A 25,449-nucleotide genomic window follows, 5' to 3' on the forward strand; every position below is an offset into this window, starting at 1 on the left:
ATGGAGGACAGCGACAAGGCCTACTTCGCGCGGGCCATTGCCAGCGAAGAGTCGGTATACCTCGACACAATCCAGCGCGCCGCCCAGCGCGACACCTTGAGCAGGAGGCCCTCACGGCCCCGCCGGGCCACCGGGGCACCAGCGGACAAGACCTGAAGCTCCTCGCCCAGTTCGTCACCGACCTCGTGCATCGCGATGGCGTGATCCTGCGGCCTGAAGGAGGGGGCTCACCGTGGCGGAGATGCGCGAGGAGGCCGCCCTGGCGGACGAGGTGTCATGAAAACCGGCGAGCAGCAGGTGCACGGCAACGAGGGCCGCGCCGCGGACCGGGTCACCGGCGAGATCTGCATCCTCAAGGACCGCTGCGGAACCTGCGTCCTCAACCCTGCGGCCACCGCGATCGAGCTCGAACCCGGCCGGCGCCCAGACGGGGGCGGCCGCGGCAGGGCGGGGGGTGCTCAACCCACCCATGCGGACTTCGGGATTCACCGCAAACACCTCACAAATGCAAGAGTCGAGTTGACCTCGAACCGCCCTGCGGCTTCGGGGCAGAGTTCGCGATTCGTCCAGCGGGTGGTCCCCAGACGGCGTGACTCGTGGCCAGCCATGGCAGTGGTCCAGTGGCAGGTCGCCGGCCGGGCCGCCTACGAAAGACTCCTGCGCTGGGGCTTGCGGCGGAGGCTGGCTGTCAGGGAGTGGTGCCTGGATTGCTGTTGGCGGTGGGGGTGTCGAGGCGGTGGTGGACTTCGGTGGGGTGGATGTAGTTGAGCCAGGTGCCGAGGCCGGCTGCCATGACGAGGGGGTCGATGCCGAGGAGCTGGCTGATGTGGTGCATGTCGCGGAGGGTGTAGGTGATCTGGCCGTCCTGGCGTTTGCTGATCTGGCTTTTGGACATGCCGAGGTGGCGGCCGAGCTGTTCGTAGGTGAGTTCCGCGCGGAGTCGTCCGTGTTCTACGGCTTCGATGAACTTGAGCTCGAGGTCGGTGACGGCTTCCCGTGCATGCTGCTTCGCGGACTTCTCCATGGCAGGCATCATATCGAGCTCTGATCCGATCCTGGATACCAGGAAAGCTTCTTGGCGCCACTGTAGCCTCCAAGGCAACGCAGTTGCTCTTAGGGAAACTTCGTTGGTAGTTTGGTGGCATGACCGACGGACCGAATGACGGCATTTTTGCGGGGATTAGGCCCGGCTGGGCCCCGGCTCACGCCTGGCGCTGGTTCCTACTCCGGGCGGCTAAAAGAGCGTTTTGTCCTGGCCGGGGCGTTTGATAACTGGCGCAATGTTGGCCGCTTGGGGTCGGCCCGTGTTGGCGTGTGAGGATCCGCCTGTGGAGTGTGATGTGTGCGGGCGGTCGATGTGGCGGTGGCCGGTGCCGCCGACGGTCTGGGAAGAAGAGATCTGGTCCTGCTTGTGGTGCCATGCGGCCACCCATGTGGGCGGCGAGTGGTTCGAGATTTCGCGACCGCCGTATCTGCCCCTGAGGATGCGTTGGGAGAAGGCTGCCGCGGACGGCCTTGCCCCTGGTGTCTCCCACGCGTTCGGCATCTTTGACAAGACGCTGTGCGGCATCCAGGAAGCCGGCATGTCACCGTCCGACTACTCGTGGCTGCCGGAACGGGAAGACGCCTGCGGCGCCTGTCGGGAAGCGGCGAGTCTCATCAATAGCCGCTGGCCGCGGTCGATGAGGAGTGAGGATGCGCGGGTCAGCGTGGCCCGGCGGCTATGAGTCTTTCCAGTTCGGAGTCGATTCTCGGGTGAGCCTGCGGCTCATCAGGTCGATCATCGCGAGGTGGATCATCGCTTCGGAGCGATGGGGGTGGGTTTCGTAGTCGCGGGCGAGGCGGCGGTGGTGCATGAGCCAGCCGAAGGTCCGCTCGACGACCCAGCGTCGCGGAATCACCTTGAAGCCCTTGTGAGCAGGGTCGCGGCGGGTGACTTCGACGTCGATGCCGAGGCGGGCGCCGTGGTCGATGACCTTGGTGCGGTAGCCCGTGTCCGCCCACGCCTTCGTGATACGCGGATGGTCTGCGGCGATGCTCGAGAGAACCTGAATGCCGCCGGCGTTGTCGGAAACGTTGGCGGCTGTGACCAGCACGGCCAGGAGGAGGCCGAGCGTATCGACGCCGATGTGCCGTTTGCGGCCCGCAATCTTCTTGCCCGCGTCGATGCCTTGGCCGGTCGCAGGCACATTGGCCGAGGTCTTGATGCTCTGGGCGTCCAGGATGCAGGCGCTGGGTTCGGCGTCGCGGCCTTCGGCCTCCCGGACCAGGCGTCGCAGGAGACCGTTGAGCTGGCCGAAGACCTCGTCCTTCTGCCAGGCGGCGAAGTACCCGTAAACCGTCTCCCATGGAGGAAAGTCGTGCGGCAGGTACCGCCACGGGATCCCGGTCCGGTCAACATAGAGGATGGCGTCCATGATCCGGCGCAGATCGTGCTCGGGCGGTCGGCCGATGTCCAGGCCCTTCCCTCTTCGCTCGGCCCGCCACGCCGTCAGAGTTGGTTCCAGCAGATCCCAACGGGCGTCGGACAGGTCACTCGGATACGGTCGCTGTCTGCTAGGCATGTTTCTGTAGTACCGATGGCCGCCGTCCCGCCACAGGGCGCAAACCGGCGTGACCGGGGGCGTGTTGGGATCAGACAGGAGCGAAGGGCCCGAAACGGGCTCTCGAAGGCCGTCATCCGCCTCACCTGTCACAAGACAGGTCTGCTGCCCCAGCCGGCCCGAAGCGGTCCGTTACCTAAAGCGTGATGAAGTGCCCCTGCTGGGATAAAACACTCTTTAAGACCGGCACCCGGACGCCGGCGCACGGGAGCTACTCCGCACCTCCCCCCCGGCCCCAGCCACTGTGCTCGCCCTGACAGTCAGGCGGCGTCGTTCGGGGCCCTCCGAGGCTTGTCCGCTGTGGTGGCGAGGACGTCGACCAAGCTCCGGAGCGAGTGCAGCGCCGGGGTCGTCTGCGGGGACGTGGGCCAGCAGGGTGTCGGCGCTCCCGCCCTCCAGAGCCTGGACCAGCCTGGTGCCGTAGGCGTTGTGGTCGGCTTCGCGCACGGCGGCCCAGACGGACTCCTCGGTCCAGGCGGCCATCCGGGCCAGGCCTGCGGCGGCCTGCTGGCAGGGGGAGGTCGCCGTTGTCCGTCCGGAAGTCCGTGGGGAGGACCTTGGCAACTGACGGTTGCGGGCGCCCTTTCCGTACCAGCCGCTTGGCGTCCTGGGCGTCTTCGTGGTGTTGTACGGGGCGTGTAACAGCCTCCGCGGTTCCTGCCGATGGTGTCGGGGTGCTGGGTGATACTCGGCCCCCGTGGTACTAGGACTCCTCGGGAACGGGAGCAGAGTTGACCGTCAGCGCGCAAGACACCCCTCGCTCTGAAGTCAGAGCTTTGATCAGCAATCTTCAGCGGCAAGTCCGTGAGGGGGAGCGTGATCTTGCCTGGAAGAGGAGAAGGGCTCGCTGGTTTGGTACGGCACTCCTTCTGATGCTGTTGTCTGTTCCGGCCTTGGTGGCGTGGTCTGCGTTATGTGCCAAGGACCACGCCCTTCTCGTGGCTGGCAACGGTGTACTGGTGTCGATCCTGGTGGTGTCGGCGGCGTTCGTCGTTGGGGCGTTGATCACCCACTGGATGAAGGCATCCTATGTCGCTGTGGGTGGCATGACAGTGGAGGGCCCGGACAGGTACTCGAAGAGCAAGGCCGAGTTGGGGGAACGCCTGTTGCGGGACCAGGAGTCCTTGCGGCGGCTGAGTGCGCTGGTCCAGGCGCCGCTGCGGGAACGTCGGGGGCTGTACCGCGAGGATGTGACCGAGGTCGTCGTGCAGTATCAGCGTGAGGGCCGCAGGTACCGGCGGGTCCATAACGCTCTTCAGTCTCTGGTGATGGTCGGGTCGACTGCGATGACGACGCTCGCGGCTCTGGAGGCGAGGGTGTGGAACTGGCAGACGATCTTGGTGATCGCGCTCGGTTTCTCCGTCACGCTGGCAAGCGCATTCACCGGGTACTACAAGTACCGGGAGCGCAGCTACTTCCTGCGGCAGACCGCCGATGCCATCGAGGAAGAGGTCAATGCCCTGTCTCTGGGCGTGGGCGCGTACCAAGAGTTCGGGCCGGACCAGGAGGATCAGGCGCTCGCTCTGTTCACTCAGCGTGTAGAGGCTCTGCGCAATGAGCAGCGTCGTCGTGAGCAGCAGCTTGACCAGCCTGCGGACCAGGCGTCTCCACAGGGTTCCCCGGTTGTGTGACGGACCTCGGAGACCACCATGAGAGGGCGCCGGCAGCTGAGCGAAGCTGGTGGGCCGACGCGGGGAAGGGGGCTCTCCTGGTCGGTGGTGGCTATGTGCCCTCGCCTGATGAGGTGTCCGCTGCGCAGACCGCGAATGGCGGCTGGAGTAAGAAGCAGCTGGCTGAATGGGGAGTGCCGTGGCCTCCGCCGTCCGGCTGGCGGAGGCATCTTGAAGCGAAGTGGAACGGCGAGGAGGTCGACCCTCGCCAGGAACCTGACCAGGACACGCTGTTCTGACTGTCCGGTGCTGGCGTGCGCCAGTGGCGGGCTCCAGCAGCTGGCCTCGGACTTCCCCGGTTCCCAGGCCGCTACCCGGTGGGGGCGCCGGCCGTTGGGCCGGGCATGGGACGTATGAAGCCGAACCGCGTGCGCCGCGCGCGGCTGGAGTGCGGACGCTGCCGGAAGCCCGCACCGCAGGATTGGACCTCGCCCGAGGCCACGGATTGGAGCGGTCGCTGGGAGCGCGGGCGCCTGGCGTTCGTGCTGTGCCCGCCGTGTCACAGCCCGGTGGAGGTCGCGGAGGCGGAGCTCAACGCGGTCGGGATCGCGGTCGCCCAGGATCAGGGCGGCCGGTTTCTGGCCGATCCGGTCGTCTGCCTGACGGGGACGTGGGATGCGCCGGGCCAGGTCCTCTACGGGCGTGACCACCTGCAGCGGATTATGGCCACCGGAACGATTAATGGTCTCGGCGTTGTCGAACGGTTGCCCGTGGGCACTCGATGCGTGGCCACTGCGGGCGGCGTCCTGATCTACGAGCGCGCTGTAGCGGCTCCACCTGAACCGGGCATGACGGCGCCTGCTGTGCCCGGTGGCAGCTCGCCCATGCCTGCTCCTGGGATCACGGGAGGCCGCCCTGGTGAACATGCCGAACACCTGCGAGGTGTGAGCTGAGCACGGCTGGGGCTGGCTGAGAGCCGCCCCCCGGCCTTCATAGCTACTCGGCGGTCGGGGTGTGCACCTTTGCTGCCGACCTCGTCCAGGTCCACGGGGCCGCAGGCACTGCGGCTACCTCCAGCGGCGGGGGAGAGGCCTCCCTCCAGGTCCACTCACTGTGGGAAAAGGTAGTCGGTGATCTGGGCACAGAAGGCTCTGAGGCTGGGGCTGGGGTTCTTGTAGGGGCCGTCTTGTGCGAAGACTTGCCTGAGCCACTCGGCTTTCTCCTTCCGGGGGACGTCCGGATGCCAGGATTCAAGTTCTCCGTCGGGCATGGGGAAGAGTCCGATGGCGGCGGCTTGGGTGAGCAGGCGCTGGGTGGCCTGGTAGGCGGGTTGGTCGGCGAGGGGTCCGTCTTGGTTGAGGTTCTCGATGCCTGACTTCTTGAGGGTGCGCCACCCTGTGGGCTCTTTCAGGAGTGCTTTGATCTTGGCTGCGTGGAAGGCCGTGAGCTGGCTTTCGGCTTCCAGGCCGTCGAGGGCTGTCTCCAGTTCTTGGGCGAGGGCTTCGCGGGTGGGCAGTGGTGCCTTGTGGGATGTGGCATGGGTCAGGAGTTTGAAGTCTGCGGCTGTGGAGGTGTCCCATTCGCCGCCTAGGTTTTCGAAGGCCCGGCGGGTGTGGTACTCGCTGTTGAGCAGGTCGAGGTCTGTGATGACGGCCACGGGGATGCCGCACTGGCGCAGTCGGCGGGCTGCGTCGGCCAGGGGCTCTTTGCCTCCTGTGTGCAGGAAGACGATGTTGTTGTGGGGGTCGGATCCTCTGATGGCGTCAAAGGTGGCTGCGTAGAACTGGGCGTCGCCGGCGCCTTCGCACAGCACGACGGCGTCGTGGAAGAGGCCGGCGATGATGTTGGAGTAGCGCAGGAGCGGGGTGTTGAGGATGCCTGCGAGGTCTTCTTGTGGCAGGACTTTTGCCTGTGGGGTGCCTGTGCTCCGGTCGAGTCGGACGAGTGAGACGGGCTTGTGGTCGGCTTCGAGTACGCCGGCGAGGAAGTCCGCGCTGTGTGTGGCGACGAAGAGCTGGCAGGGGGAGGGCGTCTCCTCTGCGAGGAGACGGCCGAGGAGGCGGGCCTGGGGTGGGTGGAGGAACGCCTCGGGTTCATCGATCACGATGACGGGTGTGGGGCGGAGCATTGTGGCGAGGATCAGGTTCATGAAGCTGCGGAGTCCGTCGCCTTGTTCTCGTACCTCGGGCAGCAGGTCGTAGGCTCGGCGGACTTCGGGGGACAGGGGGTACGGCCCTTCGGGGATGCCGATCTCGCCGATCTTGAGTATGAGCTCGGCGCCCTCCCTGTTCAGGGCGATTCGTTTGCTGAACGCCCTGTACATCAGGTTGGACAGCCTGTCCTGGATGTCTCTGGATTCCGTGATCACCTGGACTGCGTCGGTCGGTGGGTGGCTTCGGTTCCAGTTTGTGGAGACTGTTCGGTTTTCCAGCCTTGCTTCGGTGAGTTCCTGCGTGATCAGCAGGCCGCCGAGGGCTGAGTACTGCTGGTTCTCCCAGGCGGACATGAGGGTGTCCTTGGTGTGCGAGGCGCCGCCGCTCCGCAGGTCGAGGCTGTAGAGGACTCCGCCGAGCTCGTGGTGAGGTGTTGAGGGGTGCCCGTTGTCGTGCATCCAGTCGATCAGGTCTTCTCCGCCGCCGCGGTGATACGGCACCACCTGCATCACCCACCGCGGGGTGCTGTTCACCGCACCGCCCAGGCCGAGGGACAGCTCCCGGAGAAGCACCGATTTGCCGCTGTTGTTAGGGCCGAAGAAGACGGTCATGCCGTCTCTTGGCGGGTTGAGTGTGACGCCTCCTGCCAGGGTCAGTTCCTGAAGACCGAACTCGATTGCCATGGACACACACCTTTGTGAGCTGGGCAGTTAGGCGGATTTCCGCCCTAACAAGTGCGGTGAGCCTACTCCGGAGGCCTGGCGGACCAGGGCCTCTTCGGTTGCCCCGTCGGAATCTTGGACGCGGGGAGGGGGCTTCTGACGTCTGTTCTCGACACGGTCAGGTCTACGGCTTGGCGGTCGAGGGCGCCTCCGGTCAGAAGCCTTCCAGCAGAGGCACATCGTCCTCGGCGGACGCCACGGGCGCCGTGGCCGGGGACGGCGCCGCGCCGTGGCGCGGTCTTCGGCCAAGGCGCTGATGTCTGTGCACAACGGCGACAAAACCGCTGCGCAGTGAAACCGTTGCACCCGCCGTACACGCTAGAACGGCGGTCGCGCATGGTGCGGCGCTTTGAGGCGACGCCTGGGACGCGTCAGGATGCCCCCACACACCTGGTGTGGGGGCATCCCTTTTGGCCTGCCCTCTGACGTCCTCGGGGCTCGGGGGCTGCCCTCCGGAGACCGGCCAGCCTCACCAGGGCTGGCTGCGGATGGCTGCCGGGCGAGCGCCGGCACATCGTTGGGTGCAGTGGCCTGGCTGTCGCTTCGGGCCAGTGGTCTTCGGCTGGCGTCATCCTCCGGTTTTCGCCAGGTATGGGTTGCACACCGGTGGTTTCTGGCCGGTCGGCATGTGCGGGGTGGCTGGGCCGTTAGCATCCGCATCCTGTCACTTCGGGGGAGGGCCAAACGATGCGGACGTTGGAGATGCAGCTGGAGATCTGGTTCACGAAGGCTGAGCACTTCTTCTCTGCGCCGGACTCGGAAGCTATCTACTTTCGGTGTGCTAGTTCGGCCCTGGGCGCTCCGGAGTCGGCCCGGCTGCTTGGGAAGCGTGAGGGGGTCAATCGCTCTGCCGTGTTGGCACGCATGTGCGCCGAGCCCTACCGCGGGCAGGTGATCCGTCGATGTGCTGATGCCCTGAGTACGCGCGCCCGGTTTGTGGATGCTTGTGCCCGATTAGATGAGGCTGCCCTTGCCCATGAACGTGCGGCGGACGAAGCGGATTGGGACTGGCGGCTGGTCTGCCTGCTCCTGCTGGGCGGCATTCTTGCCCTGATCCTGTTCGGCGGTCCCCTGATTCCCTGCGTGGTGCTCCTGCTTACGGCGGGGGTTCTCATCTGGTTGCACTCTCGTGGCAGCACCGTCTTGATGACCCTGCTGCGGTGTATGTGGGCGGGCGCTCTGAAGTTCCGCTGGGTAATCCGCCGCGTCAGCGCGGGGACGTGCGCCATGGCGTGGGCTGAGACTCTGTGGAGGGAGGGGACAGGGCCTTCGGCCGGCGCACTGATCCTGGAGATGCTTGGCGACGACCCAGATTCCCTGCTTATCCGTAGCGGTCATGAGGAGGGTCTGCGCATGCCGCGGGCTCACCGCTACCTCGTGGAGAGCGCTGCGTTGGTCCAGCTGAAGCGCAAGGTGCAGCAGATCGAGGGCGGGACGATCGCCGTCTGTGGTCCTCGGGGCTCGGGAAAGACCACTCTCCTGGAGGGGGCGGTCAGGGCGGCGGATTTCGGGGTGCTTGCTCAGGCTCCGGCCTCGTACACCCCGCATGAGTTCCTGGTGTCGTTGTCGGTGCGTCTGTGCCAGACCTATATCCGGGCGAGTGGCAAGCCCGTGCCTGAGTTCACACGGTTGTCGCCTCTTGCCCGCCTGGGCCGGCGAGTCAGGGCTGTTGCGAGGCGTGCGGGGCGGTGGGCGCTGTTCGCGGTGCCAGCCGCGGCTTTGGTGGTGGTGGCTTCGGCGACGTCAGTGCGAACGGTGTACACCGGCAACGTTGCGGCAGGGGCTCATCTTGTGGACGTTGTGTCGAGCCGTGTGGCCTTGAGTGGGGTGCAGCTCTGGCAGGGACACTCGGTGGTCGGCAGTGTGCTGGTTGCGGTGGTGGGGCTCTTGTGGTGGCGGGCACGGCGGAAGGCCGGGGTGATCCGCGTCCTGCTCCAGGTCCCTCTGGTGTTCGCCGGCCTGATGGGCCTCCTGCTGTTCGCCTTGCTCATCCGTGACGTGGTCCGTGACGAACAGGTTTTGTTCGTGCTCCTGCATTTCGAGCTCCGCACCATGCTCATCCTGGGTGTCCTCCTCCTGGTCTGGGAGGGCTGTCGCACGGCTCAGGCGTCAGAAGCCGAGGTCTCGATCGGCTTCTGGGATGTCTCGTCCAGGGCAGTCTTCCGTCCTGTCATGTATCTCGTCGGCGGCTTGCTTGTCGTCCTTCTCCTGCGCAACGAGCAGATCCGGGCGCTGCTCGCGGACTCTGAGAACCCGCTGCGGATTGTCGGCTTTGTGGTCGCGGCACTGCTGATGAGGATTGGGCTCTGGAAGCCTCGCCCCGCCGAGTCCGCTCTCGTGGTGCGCTGCCAGGACTATCTCTACCGGCTGCAGACCGTCCAGTCGTCCTCAAATGCCCTGAGCACCAGCCTCACGAAGCTGCTGACTCTGGGCACCTCCCACACTTCGTCCCTGTCGACGGTGCCGGTGAGTTTTCCTGAACTTGTCGATGACTTCCGGCGCCTGCTGGGGCTCATCGCCGCCGAGAAGGCGGAGGTGGGGCAGATTGTCGTGATCGCTATCGACGAGGTCGACCGGCTGGGGTCCGACAGCCAGGCACTCGCGTTTCTCAGTGAGATCAAGGCCATCCTTGGGGTGCCAGACGTCTACTACTTGATCTCGGTGGCTGAGGATGTCGGGGCGGCGTTCGTCCGGCGGGGGCTGCCGCACCGGGATGTGACCGACAGTTCCCTCGACGACATCCTTCATGTTCAGCCCAGCACTCTTGAGGAGTCGAGGGAGATTCTCTCCAGCCGCTCGAAGACTCTGACAGGCCCGTACGCGGCGCTGGCCCATGCCCTGTCGGGTGGCGGCCTGCGGGATCTTCTTCGCTATGGCCTGCAGATCCTGGAGATGCAGGAGAAATCTCAGTCCTACGAGCTGACCGAGATCTCACGGCATCTCATTCTGGAAGAGCTGTCGGAGACACTGGCCGGCTTCCGTACTCTGCTGAGTAAGCATCAGTTCTCACGCACCACGAGCACCATTCTCGGTTCCTTCGGCGCACTCGTCCGAGACGTCCAGCTTCCGTGTTCGTGTGCCGTGGTCAGCCTGCGTCCCACCCTGGAACGGTTCGCCTTCTACGGCAGCGCCGATCATTCGGAGACCTTGTCCAGCCCCGACCTCGTCGACACCACGCGCGAGCTCATCGAGGAAGCCTCCGCCTACGCCTACTTCTCGCTGACCCTGCTCGACATCTTCAGCAGCAACGGGCTGGACCGACGTACCGCCCTTGCTGCGGCGTTCGGCCGCGAAGGCAGCCTTCAGCGTCTGGCCGACGCCAGGCAGGAACTGGGAATCTCTCCGTACAGCGCACGCACGCTGCTGGACGGGATCCGTGTCGCCTGGTCCCTGCCCCTCCAGCCGAGGGCTAACGGGGACATCCCTCTGCAGCGTGCTAGTGACTGCGCCATTCACACTTCCTGAGGCCAGAACCTGGAGGAGATGCTGCAGGACTACTGCAGCGGTGGCGGCAAAGGTGGGATGTGAGGGGAAGCAGCAGAGGCTGTCACCTCAATGAGGTGACAGCCTCTGGGCTGTCCGCGCGCCAACGTGGAGCAGCCGGTGTCCCTGTCAGCGTGGTTTGCAGCCAGTAGCCGTTGTGGGGACTGTCCAGGCGGTACTTAACCAACCTGGTTGCTTCAGTCAGCGTCAGTCAGAGGATCTCGGCAGCGCAAATTCGAGTTGGACGGATCCGAGCCAACGTGTGGCCGATAGCCCTGGGGATGGCTGAAAAACACCACTCTCGGGGCGTCTTTGGTGCCGCCTCAGAACGTACCGGTAACTAAACTTGCAGGTCAGAGGCTTCTAGTAGCAGTTCAGGACCTGGCCCGTTTGCGACACCACATTGCCCCTCACACTGGAACGCTGGCGAGCCAAAGAGGTGGTTCCCCTGAGGAGACCGGCTGTTCGCGGTCACCGGGCTGAGATGATTGCAGCGGCATCAAACTCGTGGGGGAAACGCCAAATACCCCTGTGTGCTTGCCATTTGCAGCCAGTAGCCGCTGACGGGGCGCCCTCGGGCGCCTCGCCAGGACAGTCAGTCACAGACAGGGGATTGGTCTCTTGCCCAGCAAGTCCATTAAGCCCGGTTCCAGCGCGCTCGAACCCGTCATGGTCCCGCCACCGGCGGCCGAGTCGACTCGCCTCACTCTCCCTCTGGTGACCGGTGTGATCGCCTTCCCCGTTCTCGGCACCGTGCTGGCCATCGCCGGCATGCCTGCCAATGAGATCTACCCGCTCCTGGGGTACTGCGGAGCCATTGGGACCGCCGTGCTCGTCGCGGCCAGTGGAGGAAGGAAGCTGATCACCGGGCTCGCGGAGCTTGTACTCCGTGTGAGCCAGTGAGGTGAGGCGATGGGACGCTCCGAAAAGCCCGTCGACTACTCCGTTCCCGAGCGTGGTCACCTCGCAACGCAACTCCGCGAGTGCCGTCTCGCAGCCGAGCTCACCTACCAGCAGCTTTCCCAGCGGAGCGGTCTGTCGGCTGCCACTCTGAAGCGCGCAGCGTCTGGCGGTAGCACTCCGACAGAGGCCACAGTCATCAGGTTCCTCAAGGCTTGCGGTGGCTCCGACGCCGAGATCACTGCTGGCAAGATCTACTGGCGCCGAGCTCGTGCTGCCGAGCTCGGATTCAAGGTCAGAGGGCTGCCCAACCCGTCCCTCCTCGGCACACAGGGGGATCTGAGTCAGGCACTGGTGAGTCTCTACCAGAGGGACGGTGCCCCTTCTCTACGCGAGATGCAGCGCCGTGCCGGCAAGGAATGGCTCGCTATCAGTAGCGCTTCGAGGATCATCAACCGGCAGGCCCTCCCGACCACGCCTGCCCAGCTGAGGGCGTTCCTCCGGGCGTGCAGCGTCCCTGAAAGGCAGCAAGGGGCCTGGCTGGACGCATGGGCCAGATTGGTTGGTCCAGGACGGTTCGCTGTTGCCAAGACCGACCACCTGGAGAAGTGGCGGCAACTCAGAAACGCTGTCGTCCACGGGGACTCTCAGACATTCAGCGAGATCACATCCAACGATCCGGTGCCGATCCGCCCTGGGGGTAGTGATCGATCCGGGGCTTCCACCATGTGGGACCGCCTGCTCTACGAATCGTTTGTCACCCTCGACTACGAGATGTACGGGCAAAACGTGCGCTCCGCTTCGTGACGTTGCTCAGACGTCCATGGATTTTGCGCGCCATGGGCGTCTGAGCCCCCCGGACACAACAGACGTGTCCAGGGCTCCGCAGGCGTAGAGGTCGTCGGCGGTGCCCCACCCCAGGAGACCGGGCGCCCATTTCCGGGTGGTAGCGGTGTGCACGGCATCCGTGACCAGTCGTACTGTCTCGTCGGCATAGGTCTCGTAGCTGCGGGCAATTCATGCAGGTCATCTGTGTCTGCCGAGCCGCAGCCGTGGCCTTTGCGCGCGGATGTGGTGTTGCACGGCATCAGCTCGGGCCGTTACAGCGCTGAGCGGCGGGGATGCCTGGTGGGACTGGGCGGAGGTGATGCCAGAGCCCTGCCAACGTTGCCGATATGCCTGTTGCCTGGGTGCAACGGTCTGTTCACGTTCCATGCTGTGGCTCTCTCTTCCGGCTGCTGCCGGAGGAGTCGTGCGGCGTCGGGCTACGACTCGGCGTGGCGTTGACGAAGAGGACGTGATGGACCGTTCACTGCTGTCGCTGCGGGCGACTTTGGTGTTCTTGCTTGCGGCTCTAGCGGGGGCTGTGGCCGGGGTGCTGGCCTCGTTTGCCGGCGAAGGGATTGCCCGTAGCTTCCTGTGTGGTCTGGCGGCTGTTGGAGTGGCCGTTCCCTTCTTCAACCGGCTGATCGCGGTCGAGCCGGCGACGGAGCCGGTGCGGGAGCAGGCGGAATCGGGGAACCGACATGGGTGAGTTACGGCCGCTGGGGGATGGTCTGACGCAGGAGTCTCGGGCCTTGGCCGTGGCATTACGGGAGCTGTTCGACGGGCTGTGTGTGTCGGTCAGGCGGTACGCGGCTCGGCGCACCCGCGACCCGGGCACGTTCTCCCGCTATCTGAGCGGGACGCGCGTACCCCCGTGGGAGGTCGTGATGGACCTGTTCACCGATCTGGCCGAGCAGCGCGGGGTGAGCCCGACGGCTGAGGCGATCGAGATGGTACGTGGTCTGCACCGGGCAGCCGGGTTTCTCGGCGCTCGACCGTGCGGGGCGATGTGTTGGGGGATGCCCTGCTGGACCGCCAGCACCGTATCGCTGACCTGGAGGTCCGGTTGAACCACTTGGAGGTCGAGTGGAGCACGGAGCGGGAGCGGGCGGATCGGCTGGCTGCGGCCCATCCGAATGTCTCGGAGCTCCTGATGGAGCGTGACGCGTTGCAGAGTGAGGTGGCTCGGCTCTGTGCGGAGCTGCTGGCTGCGCAGAAGCAGCACAGTGAGGCGGAGGAGCGGTGTGCTCTGCTGGAGCGGCAGCTGGAGGCAGTCGAGGGGGTGCATCAGACGGGTGTGGCAGCGGTGCCGGGTACGGCTTCTGTGCCGCCTGGTATGCCCAAGATTCTCGTGGTGGACGATCAGGCGAACAACCTGCTGGCGATGAGCGCGGTGCTCTCGACCCTCGACCAGGAGCTGGTAGCAGTGTCTTCTGGGCGGGAAGCTCTCAAGGCTCTGCTGGAGCACGATGACTTCGCGGTCATCATCATGGATGTGCAGATGCCGGACATGGATGGCTACGAGACTGCTGCGCACATCAAACGTCGGCCTCGTACGCGGGATGTGCCGATCATCTTCCTCACCGCAATGGGGGCAGACCCTGAGCACTCCGCCCGCGGTTACGCGGCCGGTGCCGTCGACTACATCTCGAAGCCTTTCGACCCCTGGGTGCTGCGGGCCAAGGTCGCGGTCTTCACCAGCATCTACCTCGAACGCCACCAGTGAGGTTCGCCAGCTGTCCCTCGGACGCGGGGAAAGGATCGCCACGCTGTTGGGTATGACCTCGCCGACGATGCCTGATGGGCGGTGGTCAGCCGCGTGGAAGTGGCCGGGACCTCGGGGCTGCGGACCAGCCTCTGCAGGGCCCGTTCCACGTCGGTGAGAAGCAACAGGAAGCGGCTGGAGCCAGGGCCTCCAGCCCTGGGGCGATATCGCTCACCTCGACCAGACTGCATGACGAAGGGAAACCCCTTGACCGACCAACAGCGTCCCGAGCCGGTGCTCACTCAGATCACCCCGGTTCCCGGCGGCTTGTACGCCGACGAGCACTACGAGGCGGTCCTAGGCGACATCCAGCTGACCGTCGCGTCGATCTCCGCAGTCCTTGCCCGTGCCGATGAGACGGCCGCCGCCCGCCTGACCGCGCACCGACGCAGGCTCAACCAGCTTCAGCTGGAGCTGCGGCCGAGCGACATCGGCGCTCTGGCCCAGGCCCGCGAGCTGTGCCTCCAGGCCCGCGAGGAGCTGCCGGGTGGGTGCCAGTGACTCCTCTGTCCACCGCGCCCGGGAGGCTGTGAACCGGCGCCTGTTCTTGGGGGAGCTCACCCCGGATTCCTTCGGTGCCCGCTGGCCAGGCTGCCCAGTTTCATGCAGTAAGCGCTCTTGCTGGTTTCGCCCAGGCAGACGAGTGCGCGCACCCTCGGCCGGGCTGCCGACGTTCACAGTGGTGTCAGTGACGTCTCAGCTCTGGAGCAGTCATGAGTCTCATCGATCCCGCCTCGCGGATCCGGCCGGACTGGTGGAGCGACAACACCTTCCGCCACCTGTGTGCCCCTCCTGGCTGCGCTGTGGTCGCTGGGGAAGACTGGTGGCCTCCCGAACAGCAGCAGGCGCGAGGCTGTGGTGGAGGCTCTGTACTTGGCGGAGTTCCAGGTCGCCGCAGCGGCGAAAGCGGCTCGCCTGACCATCAGCCAGCTGGTCGATCTCGATGAGGACGACGTGGAGGCGGAATTTGAGCGCGATTGTGAGAACAACGATCCGCAGTGGGGCCCTCCTCACGCCCGGTTGACGGAGGCCAGCTTCACGGTGCGGCTGCCCGGCCACTCCGGCGACACCGTCCAAGGTTCCTTCCGCGTCGACGACCTCGGGCATCTCACGTTCTCGGGAAACGGGCCGCTGGCGGCTCCCACTGTTCTCGCGCGGCTGGAGGCCCGCGGAATCATCCGAGGCATCGAGGACTTGGTGGCTCTGCTTGCCCGGCCGATGCCGACTGAAGACTGATGGGGCGAAGCCTCAGCTAGCTGAAGCTTCGTTTCTGCGGTGAAGATGGCCCCCCAACCGAGTGGTGGTCTTGCAGCGAGGGCGGGCGAAGGTGGGGGTCAGCCGGTAGGAACGCGGAGTGATCAAGCACCTGTGGCGCGCTACAGTCGCGCTCTCCCTCGCCGCCATCGCTGTCGCCGGCCCCGCCTCCGCTGCATCCTCTGCCGTCGCCGTTTCGCCGACGGTGTCGATCCAGATGCCCGAGCCGCCGCAGGCCGCCGTCGCGGTCGACGAGCTACAGCTGCTCACCGTCGAGCCGCCGCACCCGATGACCGGTTACAGCCGGACGAAGTTCCCGCACTGGGCGGCTCAGTTCGGCAAGTGCGACACCCGCGAGGTCGTCCTGGCCCGCGACGGCGAAACCGTCGTCCAGGACGAGGAGTGCAGGTCGGTCTCGGGAACATGGCTGAGCCTGTACGACAACAAGACCTTCACCGCGTCCGGGCAGCTCGACATCGACCACATGGTGCCGCTGGCCAACGCCTGGCGGCACGGCGCCGACAACTGGACCACCGCCAAGCGCAAGCAGTTCGCGAACGACCTGGAGCACTCGCAGCTGATCGCGGTCTCCGCCGCCTCGAACCGGAGCAAGGGCGACCAGAGCCCAGAGTTCTGGGTGCCGCCGAGCAGCGCCTACTGGTGCACCTACGGCCGGGCCTGGACGCACGTGAAGGCGATCTACGGTCTGTCGGTCACCGAGGGGGAGAAGGCCGCCCTTGTGAAATTGCTGGACACCTGCGAGGCGTGAACCAGCCGCAGCGCCCGCCGTCCTTCACCCGCGAGCGTCCTGCCCCTGTGCCGGGGGCAGGACGGCGACCAGCCGTCCGTCGACCACCTGCTTCACGATCTCCGGCTCGCCGCCGGGCGCGGTGACAGCGGCTCGGTGGAGGGCCGCGCGGGCGGTTCTAGTTGGGGGGTGATCACGCCAGTACGGGTGCGCACGGATCCGGAAGGACAGCTGGAGCAGTCGGCGGTCGAACTCTGCGGGGTCGGGCGGAGGTGGCGGGGTGGCGAGGCGGTTGTAGGTGCGGACCCACTCCGCCCTGAGCTGGATGAGGTCCTCCGGGAAGCAGTTTTCCGCCATGGCTCGATTACACCACGACTATCGAACGCTAGTACGATTGCAGTATGTCGTTCGACTTCCCGCCCCGCCTGCAAGCCCTCCAGACCCAGCTCCACCGCGTACGCGCCGACCACAGCGCCTACTGCCGGAGCCTGCCGTGGTCCGTGGAGCCGCCGCACCCGGGCTGGCAGGCCCGCGAGGGCGTGTACTCGCACCACGGCGACGTCGAGCCGAGCCCCGGCTACACCGACGAGGAGCGCCGCAGGAAGGCGGCCTTCGAGGTCCGGCTGCGGCGGCTGACCTCGGCGGTCGTGGACCACGACTTCTGGGCGACGGTGGAGCGCGAGAAGGTCGTGGCGTCCCGGATGGCCCTCAAGCGGGTGCCCGCCGAGGACGGGAAGGGGTAGCCGTGGACACCGCCAGCGAGCGGGCCTGGCTCCCTCCAGACCTGGACCGACTCCGGACCGTGGAGACCCTCCTCTCCGTCCTCCTCGACCACACCCGGCACCGGATCGCCGGCCTGGAGGAGGCGGAGCGCATCCGCGCCGACGCCGCCCAGCACCAGCCGCCAGTGGTGGAGTGGATCATCGAGTACGGCATCAGCACCCAACGCCGACCCGAGCTCGTGCACACCGGCGACTGCCGCATGGTCTCGGGCCGCTCCCGGCCCGCCACCCGCGCCCAGGCCGTCGAGACCCTGCAGAACACACCGGCGCGCGCGTGCGAGATCTGCCGCGCCGACTCCGCCCTCGGACTCCTCGACCTCTGACCACCAGAGATGCGATCACCGCCCGCAAGCGCTGAGCTGAGAGTCGGGGCGAGCGGTGGAGGTGCGGGCGATGGCGAGACCCGTATGGGCCGGAAATCTGGCATTCGGGCTGGTCAGCCTGCCCGTCGGCCTCTACACCGCGACCGACAGCCACACCATCCACTTCCACCAGCTCCAGCGCGGCACCTCGGACCGGATCCGCAACAAGAGGATCAACGAGCGCACCGGCGACCAGGTCGACCTCGGCGAGATCGTCAAGGGCTCCGACACCGGCGCCGAGTACGTGATTGTCGAACCGGGGGAGCTCGACGACATCGCCCCGGGCCGCTCGCGTTCCCTGGAGATCGCCGGATTCGTGGACCTGGAGGATGTGGAGCCGATCTTCTTCGACAAGACGTACTACCTGGGCCCGCGCAGCGCCGAGTACGCGAAGGTCTACTCGATCCTGGAGCAGGCGCTCGCAAAGGCTGGCAAGGCCGGCATCGCCACCTTCGTGATGCGCCAGCTGTCGGCGTACTCGGCTATGTGCAGAGCTGCGTACGGATGAACGTGCAGAGCAGTGAGCCCTGTGAAGTGCGAGCGTCGTGGTTCGAGATGATGGGGAGGTGTCTCTTCGCTATTTCAATCAGACCGGCTGGACCGCGATCTTCAACGGCACCGACACGGAGATCGGCCGCATGGTGCGTGTGGAGGGCTGGGACCAGGCGACCGGGACGGCCCTGGTCGTCGATCCCAAGCGCGGCGCCCTGCGTGCGGTGACGGACTATGAGGACTTCTCCCACCTGGAGCGAGCCGACCAGGTCGTGGCCGCGGTGCCTGGTGGAGGGTGGCGGGTGCACTGGAAGGACGAGGGTCCAGGGGGAACGCCGCTGACGGAACAGGTGCTGGCCTGGCTCATCACCTCGCAGGGGCGGGCGACGGCCATCACGGTCGATGCCCAGGGGCATGTCGAGGATGCCGATGGCGCCGATGCCTTCATCGCGCCGGGCGAAGATCCGGTGCACTGATCGCAGCTGGTCAGGCCACGTCGTTCTCCCGCTCGATGGCCTGGAGGCGGTTCTTGAGCCGGTAGCTGGGGCCGTTGATGGAGATCACTTCGCAGTGGTGGAGGAGTCGGTCGAGAATCGCGGTGGCGAGGACCTCGTCGCCGAAGACCTGGCCCCATTCGCTGAAGGTCTTGTTCGAGGTCAGGATGATCGATCCCTTCTCGTAGCGCTTGGAGATGACCTGGAAGACCAGGTTCGCCTCGGCTCGTTCGAGGGGCTGGTAGCCGACCTCGTCCACCACGAGGACGCCGGGCCGCAGGTAGGTGCCGAGCTTGTTCGTCAGACGCCCGGCGGTCTCGGCAGCCTTGAGGTTGCGGACCATGTCGTCGAGGCTGGTGAAGTAGATCGAGTAGCCGCCCCGGCAGGCCGCGACCGCCAGGGCGACGGCGATGTGCGTCTTGCCCACCCCGGGTGGCCCGAGCAGGGCGGCGTTCGCCTTGCCCTCGACGAACGAGAGGGTGGCGAGGTCCTTGACCTTGCGCGGGTCGAGCTCGGGCTGGAAAGAGAAGTCGTACTCGTCGAGCGTCTTGTGGTGCGGCAGCTTCGAGAGTCTCAGGCCTTGGCGGAAGCGGCGGTCGTCGCGGACGGCCAGTTCCTCGGAAAGGACCAGGTCGAGGAAGTCGAGGTAGCCCATCTTCCCCTCGTCGGCCCGCCGGGTGTATTCCCTGATGGTTTCCGCGAGGTGGGGCAGGCCGAGCTTGCCGGCCGTGTTGCGGATGCGGGTGGAGACCAGCTCGCTCAAGACGTTTCCCTCGTGCTCGGACGGGTGGTGAAGGGGCGGGTTCCGGTCAGCTCGTCATAGACCGACAACGGACGGCGGCCGACCTCGATATGGGTGGCCGCGGCCCGGTTCAGCAGAGCCTGCAAAGGCCCTGCCTCCTCGCCCCGAGGACGCTCACGACGGGGCTGTGGCAGGACATCGCCGGTGGTGGTCCGGCGTCCCTTGCCCGTGGGCAGGCCGTCCCAGTGGGCTTCCTCGACGACGCGGACCCCGCGGCCGATCGCCCGAGGATGGGTGGCCAGCAGCGTCTCGCCGCTGGAGTCGGCGATGGTGGAATGCAGCATGATCTGCGACTTCGTGGCCCGGATCTCCACCAGCTGCCGGGGGCGGACCCTGCGGGCGGGCACCGAGTAGAGGTTTCCGCTGAAGGCGACCAAACAGTCCTTGCCGACCGGCCGCAGGTGCCGCTCGGCAACCAGATACGGGGTCGGCGGCAGAGGCCTGAGAGCCACGTGATCAGGGGCCGCCCGCTCTCCGATGATCTGCTGGTGGGTCCTGTGGGCCTGGGCCCGTCGCTGCGGGACCCAGGTAATGAAGGCGGCGTCCATCTCCTCGACGGAGGAGAAGGAGCGGCCGGACAGGACGTGGTCGCGGACGATCAGGACCTGGCGCTCGACGCGTCCCTTGCCGGTGGGCCGGTAGGCGGCCAGGACGTCGATGTCGAAGTCGTAATGGCCGGCGAACCCGACCGCTTCCGGGTGCAGCGGGACCGCCTCGCCCGGGGCGACGTGGCGTCGGACGACGGTCTTCGTGCGGTCGTAGACGATCGTCATCGGCACCCCGCCGAAGTGGGCGAACGCGCGGCGGTGGCAGTCGAAGAACGTCTGCAGGTCCTGGCTGGTGGTGAAGCAGCAGAACGGGTCGCGCGAGTACGACAGCGTCATGTGGAAGGAGTAGACCTTCGGGATGCCCATGTGGGCGAGGATCTTGCCCTCGTCGCCCCAGTCCACCTGGGCCTGGGCGCCGGGGATCACCTCAAAGCGACGGTGCATGCCCGCCAGCTCATTCGGCGTGATGCCGAGTTCCTCGGCGATCCGGGGTCGGGCTTCCTGAACGTAGAGCTTGGTCCGCTGGTAGTTGCCGGTGAACCCGTACTCCGCTGCGAGCCGCTCGTGGATCACGGCGGCCTTCATCAGGATCTCCGCCCGCAACATCGAGTCGACCAGCGGCGCGAACTCGTCGATCACCCTGACCCGTGACCGGCCGTTCGGCGACCGGCGTGGAGGCGCGGCGGGGCCGTCGGCTGCCAAGTACTTGCTGACCGTCCGCCAGTTCAGGCCCGTCTCCTTGGCGACCTCGGTCAGGCTCATCGCTCCGGACTCGACCAGGCCACGAAAGCGGCGTAGCTCCAGCCAGCGCTGCGGATCCAGGACCACGGCCACCCCATCTCTGCGACCTCGACCAACAGGCAGCAGAGTGCCGAACCCTGAACCTCAGCACATCAAGAACCCTGCACGTTCATCCGTACGCGGTCCTGCACGTTCACGTGTACGCCGACACCAGCACGAGTACCTCGTCGCCGTGAAAGCCGAGAACGGCATCCTCACGCTGCACACCCTCCACTGGGCGGACGAAATCCGGGACCCGAAGAAGGAGATCGACAACCTGCCCGGCAAGGCGAAGGCCTCCGAGAAGGAGCTGCGGATGGCCGAGCAGCTGATCGAGGCCCTGAGCATGACCTGGGACCCCGAGCAGTTCCACGACACCTTCCAGGAGAAGGTCGCCGCCCTCATCAAAGCGAAGAAGACCGGCGAGAGCGTCGAAAAGGCGGAGCCGGCCGCCAGGGCCACCGGCGCCGTCGATCTGATGGAAGCCCTGCGCGCCAGCGTCGAGCGGGCCCGCAGCCCCAAAGACACCCAGGGCAAGGCCACCGCGAGCGGCACCACGCCCGGGAAGAGGAGCCCGAAGAAGCGCATCCGCTCCACGCCGAAGGCCCGAGATCTGGCGTCGCTGACCAAGGCCGACCTCTATCAGCGGGCCGCGGCCGCCGGTATCCCCGGCCGCTCGGCCATGACGCACGACCAGCTCGTCGACGCCCTGGCGGGAAGCGCCAGGCGTCGGTCCTGAGAACCCACCTCCCCGTGACGGTACTGGTGCCCGGACGCGGGGAGAGGCTGGGTGCGGCAGGCGCGGCTGCAGGGTGGAGGAGCTCTCGGAGCGGGAGCAGCAGGGCGGCCGGGGTTGACCTGCGCAAACGAGCAAGTGACTGAAGCCTGCCCCAAGTGCCTGGACACGGCTGATGCCACCCGCGCGCCCAGACGCCGTGCCGACGCTGGCCGAGCCGCCGACGTCGTGGCTGCGGGCACGGGGCCGGTCCCGGTTGCCGCGCGCGGCTACGAGGAAGGGGTGCCCAGGGCGCGGAGGGGGGGCGCGGGTGTAGTCGGCGGGGGAGGCGTCGGGGCGGTGGACTTCGGAGATGGCCGCCAGGACGGTGAGGTAGTTGGGGTCTTCGTCGATGGTGTCGTCGATGAGTTCGAAGGCGCGGGAGGTGAGGCGGAGCAGGCTGGCGTGGGTTGTCCTCCCGCCAGTGCCGCCGAGGTCGTGTTCGACGACGAGCCGGGCCCGGGAGTTCCCGACCTCCAGCACCCGCAGTCGCCGGTCCCGTGCACTCATGACGGGTGCCAGGTCCGGGTAGTGACCATGCCCGCCACGATTCCTTCTCCGGCCCGCAGGGGCTGCGCCCTGCTCGGCAGCACCCTACGCGCTTCACCGCGGCTGCAGTGTCCTGCACCTGGAGGTTGCGGAAGGCGGGGGAGGAGGCTCTTCAGGCGGCGGGCTGAGTGCTGTGGTGCCCACAGCACTCGACGGCATCATGAGCCGGCCTGGGTGGGTGTGCCGGGGCTGGGAGGTGGCTGGACGGGGTCATGGGTGCTGGTGGGTGGTCAGTGGCTGAGGGTGCCGACGTGGTCGGTGAGTTTGTGTTCGGTGATGCCGGTGGCTGGGGCGGGCCAGATCTGGATGAGGTGTTCTTCTACGGGTGTTTGGACGATGCCGATGCTGTGGGCTTTGTCGCGGCCGCGGGCGTGGGCGCGGATCCGGCAGGGGGAGCCGGTGTAGGCGGCCAGGGAGGGGAAGGGTGTGTGGTCGTGGGCGTCGATGAGGAAGGCGTCGCCGTCGGGCAGGTGCAGGCTGGCCTCGACGATCTCGTCCCACAGGTCGAGGGCGGGCGGGGGTGGGGCGGTGGTGCGCAGTTCGAGGGTGACGGTGAGGGGTCCGGTCTCGGTTCCGGTCAGGATGATGGCGAACGTGCCGGGGGTGCTGATGCTGGCGCCTGGGGTCAGGGGGGCGAGGAGTCCGTTGAAGCCGGTGTAGCTGAACCCGGTGGGGTCGAATTCGCTGCCGTGGAGGTAGTACTGGCCGTCGCTGGCCCACATGGGCGCGGTGGCGGTGATGTCGCGGGATTGGGGCATCAGGGGACCTCCACCCAGAACCTGTCGCCATCCAGGACCCGCTGGGTCTGGTAGAACGCCGATACCCGGCCGCCCTGCTGACGTTGCTCGGAGACCGGCACCCAGGCCCAGCCCCAGTCCCTGCGCTCGGACTTGGCCGCGCCCTGGTTGGTCCGGGCGAAGGGGTACTCGTCGCAGGACTTGCCCGCGGGCCGTTTCCTGGAGGCGGGGCAGGCGGCGTTGCGGTTGTCGCGTTCGTTGTTCGGGTCGGTGGAGCGGGTCAGGGCGCTGCCGCGGGTCCGGTCGCCGTAGTGGTGGGGGCCGCCGTCCATGACCTTGCGGATGTTTGCGGCGATCTCGGGAAGGTCGGCCATCGTCTTCAGTGCCGGGATGGCGTTTGGGATCACGCATCCCGCCTGGGAGCCGATCTCCTTGTCGCAGCGGATGACCGGGGACTTCCACGTCGTGGCGCCCGGTGTGGCTGCGGCCGCTGTCACGGTAGCGGTGTAGGAGACGGTGGCCGTATTGCGTTTGGTCGTGGAGTCGGTGTGCGTCACGCTGCCCACCGACTCGTTCCCGGCTGACACCGTCAGCACCGGCACCTTGACCACGGTCTTGCAGCTGCCCGCACACGCGGCGGCCAGCGTGATCCGCGCGCCTTGGGCCCGACCTTCGACCCGTTTCACCTTGAACGTCACCTTCTCGCCGAACTCGGGCTTCGTCGCCGCCAGCTCGTACTGCTGGGTCATGTCTAAGACCGCGCGGCCCACTACCTTCTGCCTCTCCCGGATGGTGAGGGTGGCCTCGGACTGGGCGCATGCCCTGAACCGCTCGATCAGGTTCGGCCCGGGCAGACACGTTGTTCCCGCACGCAGGGTCAGGACGACGTTCGCGGCCGGCGGGCTGTTCGGTGCGGGTGCGGTTTGGGAGAGGAGGAACCCGGAGAGCAGGCTGCCTGTCAAAGCGAGGCGGGTACTCCAGGGCATGGGGGAATCCTTCGCTGCGAGGCCGGGCAAATGGACAGGACAGTGCCGGTCGCCGCGGTGGGGAGGGCGCCGCCTGCCACGTCGAGTTGTAGCTCTCAACTCCTCCCGCGCGACGAGCGTCGCTGGTGGTGTCACCCGGTCGGCTCTCGACTTTGTGGTGGTGGGTGTGACCCGCTGGACGGTCTGCCGCGTGCTGTGAGCGGGCAACGCCTTCTGGTACTCGCTGTGCTGGCCGCCGTGACGATCGATGGGTGAGAAGGAGTCGGCTGCTTTCGTCAGGGATTCCTGACATGCTGGCTGTACGTCAGGAATCCCTGACAGTGTCGGTGGGTGAAGGGTGTGGGGTCGTCGTGTGGGTGGACGAGACAGGCCGTCACGAGGGCTCGGTGCTCGCGGTGCTGGCGGACGGCGGGGAGGCGCCACCGGTGGAGGCGCTGGGCGGGAGTACCGCGTGGTGGGACAGCGACGGCACGGTCTCCGAACGCGCGGTGGCGGTGAAGAGCGCGTGCGGCTGCGGATGGCGCGCCAGTAAGACGCATCCGGTGGTGTGGGGGGATGTCCAGGCCACCGAGGGCGAGGACACGCGTACAGGGCCGTTCGCCGACTGGGACTACCACGTCACCACCGTCGAGGGCCTGATCCCCCGCGATATCGAGCAGATGCTGACCACCCTCCACGCCCGGATCACCGAACTCTCCCGCACCCAGCCGGTGACGGCGCTGCGCGCGGTGGCCCGCCTGCAGGACACCGCGCCGGCTCTGGCGGTCGACGTAGTGCGCGCGGCCCGCGAGGCGATGGTCACGTGGGAGGCGGTCGGTACGGCCCTGGGCTGTAGCCGGCAGTCGGCACACGAGCGCTTCGCCCGCCACATGACGGACTGAACCGCGAGCGGCCCGCCCTCTCCCGGACGGTCGGGGCCCCGGGCAGGCCGTTGCGGGACGTTTCCGGCCAAGCGGCGGGTTCGCCGCCGTCACGTTCCGGCATTCCCGCGACAGCCGCCCGCCTCTTCAATACGGTGGTCGAGCCCGCCCCGTGCAAGACCAGCTGGAGGTCGCCGATGTTCCTTCCCGAGCCCGCGCGTCCGCGGCGCACGGTGACGACGGGTACGGCGCCGGTGACGGACACGGCCGCCGGCCGAATCCGGGTGATTTCCGACCGCTGCGCGACCTGCGACTTCCGCCCCGGCAACCGCGGCAACCTCGCCCCCGGACAACTGGCCGCCCTCGTCCGCGACTGCCTCGCCGACGAAGGCCACATCGTCTGCCACGAGAGCGGCCCCGACCGCAGCACGCAGCCGTCAGCGGTGTGCGCGGGATTCGCCGCTCACCCCGACGCCGGCCGCTCCCTCGCGCTGCGCATCGCGGCGCTTGGGCACCTGCAGTGGCAAGATCCCCCGTCCGGCTGCGAGCCGGCCTGACTCAGGCGGCGGGCCTGGCGGGCGGTCCGCCGTACCGCCCCCGGCCGCCGCTCCCTCCTCGCCGCCGTGCCCCCCGTCGTCCCCGGGACGGACACGGTCTCGTGGCGCAGGCCGCCCGGATCGCCGGGGTCAGCCGTGCGACGGTGGCAAGCTGGCGCCGTACCCTGCCCGGCTTCCCGGTCCTGGCACAAGGCTCCGGTGCGGGGGCGGTGTTCGACCAGGCCGCGGTGGTGGCATGGCTGCGCGCAGTCGCGAAGCTGACCGTCCCCTGTCGGCCTGCTGGCGGGGGTGCTGGTGCTGCGCGGGGCCGGGCCGCGGTCGCTGGCGGTGCTGGGCTCCCTGCGGATCGCCGCCCGGGAGCGGCCGGGGACCGGCGGGCTGTTGGTGGAGCTGGTCTGGCCCGCCGGTCTGCGGGGGATGGCGGCCAGCTTCGGGGGAGTGGCCCACCATGCGGTGCTGCACTCCAGCGCGGACGCGGAGTGCGGGTGTGTACGGCACGATTGTGGCGGTGTCATCCCGAGGGGCTGGTTCCCCGACCACGGCCCGGCCGCCGGCCAGGCGCCGCAGGACCACATCGAGGGCGGCATCTACTGCACGGACCGGGCCGCCAGCAGGCATGCCGCCACCCGCACTGAGTCGCCCCCAACCCGGGCAAGGGCCCC

26 protein-coding genes and 1 pseudogene are annotated in these 25,449 nt (G+C 67.3%); 19 read left to right on the forward strand and 8 right to left on the reverse strand.

Annotated elements, in window-relative coordinates; genetic code table 11:
- Positions 1-156, forward strand: coding sequence for a hypothetical protein (locus tag SSNG_RS42740; RefSeq protein WP_165365092.1), 156 nt, complete (start codon positions 1-3; stop codon positions 154-156).
- A 532-nt stretch (positions 157-688) separates the two neighbouring features.
- Here the strand turns inward: SSNG_RS42740 and SSNG_RS35585 are convergent.
- A complete protein-coding gene (locus SSNG_RS35585; RefSeq protein WP_042804676.1) occupies positions 689-1,024 on the reverse strand; it encodes a helix-turn-helix transcriptional regulator in 336 nt (111 codons plus the stop codon).
- A gap of 304 nt (positions 1,025-1,328) precedes the next feature.
- Between SSNG_RS35585 and SSNG_RS35590 the strand changes: the two genes are divergently transcribed.
- Positions 1,329-1,727: a hypothetical protein gene (locus SSNG_RS35590; RefSeq protein ID WP_042804677.1), complete on the forward strand. Its 399-nt coding sequence runs from the start codon at positions 1,329-1,331 to the stop codon at positions 1,725-1,727.
- Here SSNG_RS35590 and SSNG_RS35595 read toward each other — a convergent pair.
- Positions 1,722-2,564 carry an IS5 family transposase gene (locus SSNG_RS35595; RefSeq protein WP_007268836.1) on the reverse strand — a complete coding sequence of 281 codons (843 nt, stop codon included), beginning with the start codon at positions 2,562-2,564 and terminating at the stop codon, positions 1,722-1,724. The two genes, SSNG_RS35590 and SSNG_RS35595, sit on opposite strands and share 6 nt — an antisense overlap.
- A gap of 815 nt (positions 2,565-3,379) precedes the next feature.
- Between SSNG_RS35595 and SSNG_RS40805 the strand changes: the two genes are divergently transcribed.
- On the forward strand, positions 3,380-4,234 hold the full coding sequence (locus SSNG_RS40805) for a DUF4231 domain-containing protein (RefSeq protein ID WP_241695327.1): 855 nt from the start codon (positions 3,380-3,382) through the stop codon (positions 4,232-4,234).
- A gap of 392 nt (positions 4,235-4,626) precedes the next feature.
- Positions 4,627-5,166 (forward strand): hypothetical protein, encoded by a 540-nt coding sequence (locus SSNG_RS41490; protein ID WP_007268839.1) that lies wholly within the window; start codon positions 4,627-4,629, stop codon positions 5,164-5,166.
- A gap of 155 nt (positions 5,167-5,321) precedes the next feature.
- Here SSNG_RS41490 and SSNG_RS35605 read toward each other — a convergent pair whose 3' ends face one another.
- A complete protein-coding gene (locus SSNG_RS35605; RefSeq protein ID WP_128637634.1) occupies positions 5,322-7,049 on the reverse strand; it encodes an AAA family ATPase in 1,728 nt (575 codons plus the stop codon).
- Between the two features lie 735 nt (positions 7,050-7,784).
- Between SSNG_RS35605 and SSNG_RS35610 the strand changes: the two genes are divergently transcribed.
- The 8 genes and pseudogenes from SSNG_RS35610 to SSNG_RS35645 all read left to right on the forward strand — a co-directional run bounded on the left by SSNG_RS35610 (position 7,785) and on the right by SSNG_RS35645 (position 16,084).
- Positions 7,785-10,553 (forward strand): hypothetical protein, encoded by a 2,769-nt coding sequence (locus SSNG_RS35610; protein ID WP_129593425.1) that lies wholly within the window; start codon positions 7,785-7,787, stop codon positions 10,551-10,553.
- Positions 10,554-11,288: 735 nt separating this feature from the next.
- Positions 11,289-11,474, forward strand: a complete 186-nt coding sequence (locus tag SSNG_RS35615; protein WP_129593426.1) for a hypothetical protein — start codon at positions 11,289-11,291, stop codon at positions 11,472-11,474.
- A gap of 9 nt (positions 11,475-11,483) precedes the next feature.
- On the forward strand, positions 11,484-12,278 hold the full coding sequence (locus SSNG_RS38465; protein ID WP_007268843.1) for a helix-turn-helix transcriptional regulator: 795 nt from the start codon (positions 11,484-11,486) through the stop codon (positions 12,276-12,278).
- A 493-nt stretch (positions 12,279-12,771) separates the two neighbouring features.
- Positions 12,772-13,005, forward strand: a complete 234-nt coding sequence (locus SSNG_RS35625) for a hypothetical protein (protein ID WP_007268844.1) — start codon at positions 12,772-12,774, stop codon at positions 13,003-13,005.
- Positions 12,998-14,022, forward strand: a pseudogene (locus tag SSNG_RS35630) (response regulator). Before SSNG_RS35625 ends, SSNG_RS35630 begins: the two are co-directional and overlap by 8 nt.
- Positions 14,023-14,268: 246 nt before the next feature.
- Positions 14,269-14,562: a hypothetical protein gene (locus SSNG_RS35635; RefSeq protein WP_042804679.1), complete on the forward strand. Its 294-nt coding sequence runs from the start codon at positions 14,269-14,271 to the stop codon at positions 14,560-14,562.
- A 372-nt stretch (positions 14,563-14,934) separates the two neighbouring features.
- Complete coding sequence (locus tag SSNG_RS35640) at positions 14,935-15,297, forward strand: hypothetical protein (RefSeq protein ID WP_129593427.1); 363 nt, start codon at positions 14,935-14,937, stop codon at positions 15,295-15,297.
- A gap of 118 nt (positions 15,298-15,415) precedes the next feature.
- On the forward strand, positions 15,416-16,084 hold the full coding sequence (locus tag SSNG_RS35645; protein WP_007268849.1) for an HNH endonuclease family protein: 669 nt from the start codon (positions 15,416-15,418) through the stop codon (positions 16,082-16,084).
- A gap of 24 nt (positions 16,085-16,108) precedes the next feature.
- Here the strand turns inward: SSNG_RS35645 and SSNG_RS35650 are convergent, their stop codons facing one another.
- Positions 16,109-16,420, reverse strand: coding sequence for a hypothetical protein (locus tag SSNG_RS35650; protein WP_007268850.1), 312 nt, complete (start codon positions 16,418-16,420; stop codon positions 16,109-16,111).
- 44 nt (positions 16,421-16,464) lie between these two features.
- On the opposite strand from SSNG_RS35650, the gene SSNG_RS35655 reads away from it, so the two are divergent.
- The 4 genes from SSNG_RS35655 to SSNG_RS35675 all read left to right on the forward strand — a co-directional run bounded on the left by SSNG_RS35655 (position 16,465) and on the right by SSNG_RS35675 (position 18,175).
- Complete coding sequence (locus SSNG_RS35655; RefSeq protein ID WP_007268851.1) at positions 16,465-16,806, forward strand: hypothetical protein; 342 nt, start codon at positions 16,465-16,467, stop codon at positions 16,804-16,806.
- Positions 16,807-16,808: 2 nt separating this feature from the next.
- Positions 16,809-17,168, forward strand: a complete 360-nt coding sequence (locus SSNG_RS35665; RefSeq protein ID WP_007268852.1) for a DUF6233 domain-containing protein — start codon at positions 16,809-16,811, stop codon at positions 17,166-17,168.
- Positions 17,169-17,238: 70 nt separating this feature from the next.
- Complete coding sequence (locus SSNG_RS35670; protein ID WP_347232519.1) at positions 17,239-17,715, forward strand: Ku protein; 477 nt, start codon at positions 17,239-17,241, stop codon at positions 17,713-17,715.
- Between the two features lie 58 nt (positions 17,716-17,773).
- Positions 17,774-18,175 (forward strand): hypothetical protein, encoded by a 402-nt coding sequence (locus SSNG_RS35675; protein ID WP_241695328.1) that lies wholly within the window; start codon positions 17,774-17,776, stop codon positions 18,173-18,175.
- A 10-nt stretch (positions 18,176-18,185) separates the two neighbouring features.
- On the opposite strand, the gene istB is transcribed toward SSNG_RS35675, so the two are convergent.
- Positions 18,186-18,956 (reverse strand): IS21-like element helper ATPase IstB, encoded by a 771-nt coding sequence (gene istB, locus SSNG_RS35680; RefSeq protein WP_007268855.1) that lies wholly within the window; start codon positions 18,954-18,956, stop codon positions 18,186-18,188.
- The gene (gene istA / locus SSNG_RS35685) at positions 18,953-20,371 is read right to left on the reverse strand and encodes an IS21 family transposase (protein WP_042804831.1); all 1,419 of its coding nucleotides are present in this window, start codon (positions 20,369-20,371) and stop codon (positions 18,953-18,955) included. Before istA ends, istB begins: the two co-directional genes overlap by 4 nt.
- A gap of 145 nt (positions 20,372-20,516) precedes the next feature.
- Here istA and SSNG_RS35690 point away from each other — a divergent pair, with 145 nt between their 5' ends.
- Positions 20,517-21,062 (forward strand): hypothetical protein, encoded by a 546-nt coding sequence (locus tag SSNG_RS35690; RefSeq protein ID WP_050780060.1) that lies wholly within the window; start codon positions 20,517-20,519, stop codon positions 21,060-21,062.
- 815 nt (positions 21,063-21,877) lie between these two features.
- Here the strand turns inward: SSNG_RS35690 and SSNG_RS41495 are convergent.
- Both SSNG_RS41495 and SSNG_RS35700 read right to left on the reverse strand, forming a co-directional pair.
- On the reverse strand, positions 21,878-22,405 hold the full coding sequence (locus SSNG_RS41495) for a hypothetical protein (RefSeq protein WP_007268858.1): 528 nt from the start codon (positions 22,403-22,405) through the stop codon (positions 21,878-21,880).
- Positions 22,405-23,370 (reverse strand): NucA/NucB deoxyribonuclease domain-containing protein, encoded by a 966-nt coding sequence (locus tag SSNG_RS35700; protein WP_128637636.1) that lies wholly within the window; start codon positions 23,368-23,370, stop codon positions 22,405-22,407. Before SSNG_RS35700 ends, SSNG_RS41495 begins: the two co-directional genes overlap by 1 nt.
- A gap of 290 nt (positions 23,371-23,660) precedes the next feature.
- Between SSNG_RS35700 and SSNG_RS35705 the strand changes: the two genes are divergently transcribed.
- Positions 23,661-24,251 (forward strand): hypothetical protein, encoded by a 591-nt coding sequence (locus tag SSNG_RS35705; protein WP_050780063.1) that lies wholly within the window; start codon positions 23,661-23,663, stop codon positions 24,249-24,251.
- Between the two features lie 176 nt (positions 24,252-24,427).
- A complete protein-coding gene (locus SSNG_RS38475; protein WP_007268861.1) occupies positions 24,428-24,787 on the forward strand; it encodes a hypothetical protein in 360 nt (119 codons plus the stop codon).
- The last annotated feature ends 662 nt before the right edge of the window (positions 24,788-25,449 follow it).

The organism is Streptomyces sp. C (genome assembly GCF_000158895.1).
GTDB classification, from domain to species: domain Bacteria; phylum Actinomycetota; class Actinomycetes; order Streptomycetales; family Streptomycetaceae; genus Streptomyces; species Streptomyces racemochromogenes.